Raw genomic sequence first — 5,567 nt, forward strand, 5'->3', positions numbered from 1 at the left:
CAGGGCCTGGTTCGACCGGGCCTTTCCCGCGGGCCCCACCCCCGCCCAGACCGGCGCCTGGGAGTCGGTCCAGCGCGGGAGGAACACCCTGGTGGTGGCCCCGACCGGCTCGGGCAAGACCCTGTCGGCCTTCCTGTGGTCGCTGGACCGGCTGTCCTCGGCCCCCGTCCCCGAGGACCGCGCCCGCCGTTGCCGGGTGCTGTACGTGTCCCCGCTCAAGGCCCTCGCGGCCGACGTGGAGCGCAACCTGCGCGTCCCCCTGGCCGGGATCGCGGCCGCCGCCGAGGCCGGGGGGCACGCGGTGTCCCCGGTCACCGTGGGGGTGCGCACCGGCGACACCCCCGCCGCCGAGCGGCGCAGGCTCGCCACCCGGCCGCCGGACGTGCTCATCACCACGCCCGAGTCACTGTTCCTGGTGCTCACCTCGCGGGCCAGGGAGGGGCTGGCCGGGGTGGAGACGGTCATCGTCGACGAGGTGCACGCGCTCGCGGGGAGCAAGCGCGGCGCGCACCTGGCGCTGAGCCTGGAGCGGCTGGACGCCCTGCTGGACCGCCCGGCGCAGCGGATCGGCCTGTCGGCGACCGTGCGCCCGCCCGACCTGGTGGCGCGGTTCCTGGGCGGCGCGGACGTCGTGGCCCCGCCCGGCTCCCCCGGCATGGACCTGCGCGTGGTGGTGCCCGTCCCCGACATGGAGGAGCCCGGCGTCCCGGAGCCGACCCGGCCCTCCGGCGGCACGGAGGGCGGCGGGGACGCCCGGGACGCGGGCGGCGGGTCCCTGTGGCCGCACGTGGAGCGGCGGGTCCTGGACCTGGTGGAGGCCCACCGCTCCACCATCGTGTTCACCAACGGACGCCGCACCGCGGAGAAGCTGTGCGCCCGCGTCAACGACCTGCACGCCGAGCGGCACGGCGGGCGTCTGCCTCCGGAGGAGGTACCCGCCCAGGTCATCGCCCAGTCCGGGCACAGCCGCGGCGGCCCGCCGGTGGTCGCCCGCGCCCACCACGGCTCGATGTCCAAGGCCGAGCGGGCCCTGATCGAGGACGAGCTGAAGCAGGGGAGGCTGCGCTGCGTGGTGGCCACCTCCAGCCTGGAGCTGGGCGTGGACATGGGCGCGGTCGACCTGGTGGTGCAGGTGGCCTCGCCGCCGTCGGTGGCCAGCGGCCTGCAACGGGTCGGCCGGGCGGGGCACCAGGTGGGCGAGACCTCGCGCGGGGTGTTCCTCCCCCGGTTCCGGGGCGACCTGCTGGCGACGGCCGTGGTGGTCGGGCAGATGCGCGCGGGCGCCATCGAGCGCCTGGAGATGCCGCGCAACCCCCTGGACGTGCTGTCACAGCAGGTCGTGGCGATGGCCGCCATGGACGACTGGCCGGTGTCCGAACTGGCCGCCCTGGTCCGGCGGGCCGCGCCCTTCGCCGACCTGGCCGACACGGTGCTGGAGTCGGTCCTGGACATGCTCTCCGGCCGCTACCCCTCGGACGAGTTCGCCGAGCTGCGCCCCCGCCTGGTGTGGGACCGGGAGGCGGACGTGCTCCGGGCGCGCCCGGGCGCGCAGCGGCTGGCGGTGGTCAGCGGCGGCACCATCCCCGACCGGGGTGTGTACGGGGTGCACCTGACCGGGCGGGACGGGGACCCCGCGCCGGGACGGGCCCCCACCCGGGTCGGCGAGCTGGACGAGGAGATGGTCTACGAGTCGCGGGTGGGCGACGTGTTCGTGCTGGGGTCCACCTCGTGGCGGATCGAGGCGATCACCGCCGACCGGGTGCTGGTCTCCCCCGCGCCGGGGCGGCCGGGCCGGATGCCGTTCTGGAAGGCCGACGCGCAGGGCAGGCCCGCGGAGCTGGGCCGGGCGGTGGGCGCGCTGACCCGGGAGCTGGCCGCGGCGGAACCGGCGCGGGCGCTGGCCCTGGCCGAGGGGGCCGGACTGGACGCGTGGGCCGCGCGCAACCTGGTGGAGTACGTCTCCGAGCAGCGGGAGGCCACCGGGCACGTGCCCGACGACCGGACCGTGGTCGTCGAGCGCTTCCGCGACCAGGTCGGGGACTGGCGCGCGGTCGTGCACTCCCCGCTGGGCGCGCGGGTGCACGCGCCGTGGGCGATGGCCCTGGCGCGGCGGCTGCGGGACCGGTTCGGCGCGGACGCGCAGGTCGTGCACGGCGACGACGGGATCGTGCTGCGGCTGCCGGACGCCGGGGGCTGGGACCGGCCGGGCGAGCTGGCCGACCTGGTGGCGCTGGACCCCGAGGAGGTGGAGGAGGCGGTCACCGGGGAGCTGCCCGGGTCGGCGCTGTTCGCCGCGCGGTTCCGCGAGTGCGCGGCGCGGGCCCTGCTGCTGCCCCGCCAGCGGCCGGACCGGCGGATGCCGCTGTGGCAGCAGCGGCTGCGGGCCTCCAACCTGTTGTCGGTGGCGGGCCGCTACGGGTCGTTCCCGATCGTGCTGGAGGCGGTGCGCGAGTGCCTGCGGGACGTGTTCGACGTGCCGGCCCTGGTGGAGGCGCTGGAGGGCATCCGGTCCCGTCGGACACGGGTGGTGGAGGCGCGCACCGAGGCGGCGTCGCCGTTCGCGCGCTCGCTGATGATGGAGTACACGGCGGCGTTCCTGTACGAGGGGGACGCCCCCGCGGCCGAGCTGCGCGCGCAGGCGCTGACCCTGGACGCCTCGCTGCTGGCCGACCTGTTGGGCGAGGCGGACCTGCGGGAGCTGCTCGACCCGCGCGTGGTGGAGGAGGTCGGCGCGCTGCTGCAGCGGACCGCCCCCGGCTCGGGCGCCCGGGACGCCGAGGGCGCGGCCGACCTGCTGCGCGAGGTGGGGCCGCTGACCACGGAGGAGGCCGGGGCCCGGGGAGCCCGGCGGGAGTGGCTGGAGGAGCTGGAGTCCGCGGGCCGGGTGGTGCGGATGGCCGTGGCGGGCGCCGAGCGCTGGTGCGCGGTGGAGGACGCGGTGCGGCTGCGCGACGCGCTGGGCGCGCGGCCGCCCGCCGGTGTCGCCGGGGCCCTCCTGGAGCCGGTGGAGGCGCCGACCCGCGACCTGGTCTCGCGCTACGCGCGCACGCACGGGCCGTTCTCCGCCGGGGAGGCGGCGGCGCGGCTGGGGCTCGGCGCGGACGTGGTGGAGGGCGTGCTGCGGGAGCTGTCCCGGCTGGGGCGCGTCCACCAGGGCGGGTTCCGGCCCGGGGGGACGGGCACCGAGTGGTGCGACGCCGACGTGCTGCGGCGGCTGCGGCGCGGGTCGGTGGCGAGGCTGCGCAGCGAGGTGGAGCCGGTCGCGCAGACCGCCCTGGCCGCGTTCGCGCCGCTGTGGCAGCGCGCCGTCGCGGGTGAGCGGTGGCGCGGACCGGACGCGGTGTTCGAGGCCGTGGAGTCGCTGCGCGGCGCGACGGTGGCGGCGTCGGCGCTGGAGACCCTCGTGCTGCCCTCCCGTGTGGAGGACTACGCGCCCCGGCGGTTGGACGAGCTGACACAGGCGGGCGAGGTCGTGTGGGCCGGTGCGGGCGCGCTGCCCGGGCAGGACGGGTGGGTGTGCCTGGCCCCGGCCGACGAGGCGGCCCTGCTGCTGCCCGAACCGGTGCCGCCGAGGGAGGGTTCCACGGCCCACGCGGTGCTGGAGGCGCTGCGCGGGGGCGGGGCGCTGTTCTTCCGCGACGTCGCCGACCGTGTGGCGGGCGCGTCGGGGGGCTCGGCCGTGACGGACGCGGAGCTGGTCGCGGCGCTGTGGGAGCTGGTGTGGTCGGGCTGTGTCACCAACGACACCCTGGCCCCGCTGCGCGCGGTGCTGGGCTCGGGGGCCGCCCCGCGCCGCGCGCCCTCGCGTGCGGGGCGGCTGGCGCGTCCGGTGCTGCCCACCCGGTCGGGACCGCCCGCAGCCGCGGGTCGGTGGTGGGCCCTGCCCGAACGGGAGGGCGACCCCACCAGGCGGGTCCTGGCGCGGTTGGAGGCTCGGCTGGAGCGCCGGGGCGTGCTGGTGCGCGGCTACCAGGGCGGGCGGATCTCCCCGGACGAGTACCGGGTGCTGAGGACGATGGAGGAGTCGGGCCGGGTGCGCCGCGGCTACTTCGTGGACGGGCTGGGCGGCGCCCAGTTCGCGCTGCCGGGCGCCGTGGACCGGCTGCGCGCGGTTTCCGGCGGCGCGGCGGAACCGGTGGTGCTGGCGGCGACCGACCCGGCGAACCCGTTCGGCACGGACCTGCCCTGGCCCGGGGACGCCCAGGCCAGGCCGGGCCGGTCGGCGGGCTCCCTGGTGGTCGTCGACGGGGGTCGGCTGACCCTGTACGTGGGGCGGGGCGGCCGCTCGGTGCTGACCTTCGGTTCGCCGCCCGCCCTGCTGGAGCGGGCGGCCCGCGCCCTGGCCGGGGCGGTGCGGGACGGACGCGCGGGGGCGCTGACGGTGGAGCGCGCCGACGGGGCCGAGGTGTTCGCGACGCCGGTGGACGCAGCCCTGGCGGCGGCGGGGTTCCACGTGACCCCGAAGGGGCTGCGCCTGCGCCCCTGAGGCTCCGGGCCCCGCTCCGGCGAGGGCGGGGAGGACGGCCCGTCCGGGGCCCGGCCTCCCGCCCGCCGCTCCCGGCGCCGGCGCGTCGGCGCCGGGGCGGGCCGGATCAGCTCCCCTGATCCGCGAGGTCGACGGCGTCGAGGCGTTCGGGGTCGGACAGGATCTCGATCGCGGTGATCCTCCCGTCCGTGACGGTGAACCCCATGACCGAGAAGAGCGCGCCGTCGACGGTGTTGACCAGACCGGCCCTTCCGTTGACCAGTGCGGGACGGCTGGTCGAGAGGGTGGCCATGCGGTGGAAGGTGGCGGCCTGACCGGCCACCGCCTCCCGGCCCCGCAGGACCCTCATACCGCCGGGCAGCGCGTTCCCGCCGTCGATGCGCAGCACGACGTCGGGATCGAGAACGGCCACCAGGGCGTCGAAGTCGCCGCCGCGTGCGGCTCGGAGGAAGGCGTCCACGACGCGGCGCTGGGCGACCGGATCGGGGTCGGGTTCGGGGGCGGCCCCCCGGACGCGGACGCGGGCGCGGCTGGCGAGTTTGCGGGCCGCGGCCGGGGTGCGGTCGACGATCGGGGCGATCTCCTCGAACGGCAGGCCGAACATGTCGTGCAGGACGAAGGCCAGCCGTTCGGCCGGGTTGAGCGATTCCAGGACCACCAGCAGGGCCAACCCGACCGAGTCGGCCATCAGCGCCACGTGCTCGGGGTCGGTGGCCGGTTCGCTCACGATCGGGTCCGGCAGACGGGCCTCCAAGGGGGTCTCGCCGCGTTGCGTGCGCGAGCGCAGCATGTCCAGGCAGACCCGGCCGACGACCGTGGTCAGCCAGCCGCCGAGGTTGCCGATCCCGTCGGTGTCGGAGCGGGCGAGCCGCAGCCAGGCCTCCTGGACGGCGTCGTCGGCCTCGGCCAGGGAGCCGAGCATGCGGTAGGCCACCGCCCGGAGGTGGACGCGGTGCTCCTCGAACCGCTCGGCCAGGAAGTCGCTCTCGTCCATGATCGCCTCTCTACGTCGCCTTCTCGGGTGCCGTCACACTGACGATTCCGCCGCCGAGAATGTGACCGCGTCCGCCCGGTCACATTC

2 protein-coding genes are annotated in these 5,567 nt (G+C 77.4%); one reads left to right on the forward strand and one right to left on the reverse strand.

Features of this window, described 5'->3' with window-relative positions:
- The coding region (locus DQW06_RS11095) for an ATP-dependent helicase (protein WP_117198400.1) at positions 1-4,486 on the forward strand (4,486 nt) is incomplete at its 5' end.
- A gap of 106 nt (positions 4,487-4,592) precedes the next feature.
- On the opposite strand, the gene sigJ is transcribed toward DQW06_RS11095, so the two are convergent.
- Positions 4,593-5,480: an RNA polymerase sigma factor SigJ gene (gene sigJ / locus DQW06_RS11100; protein ID WP_013151715.1), complete on the reverse strand. Its 888-nt coding sequence runs from the start codon at positions 5,478-5,480 to the stop codon at positions 4,593-4,595.
- Between the last annotated feature and the right edge of the window lie 87 nt (positions 5,481-5,567).

Source organism: Nocardiopsis sp. TNDT3, assembly GCF_003427465.1.
Taxonomy (GTDB): Bacteria; Actinomycetota; Actinomycetes; order Streptosporangiales; family Streptosporangiaceae; genus Nocardiopsis; species Nocardiopsis dassonvillei.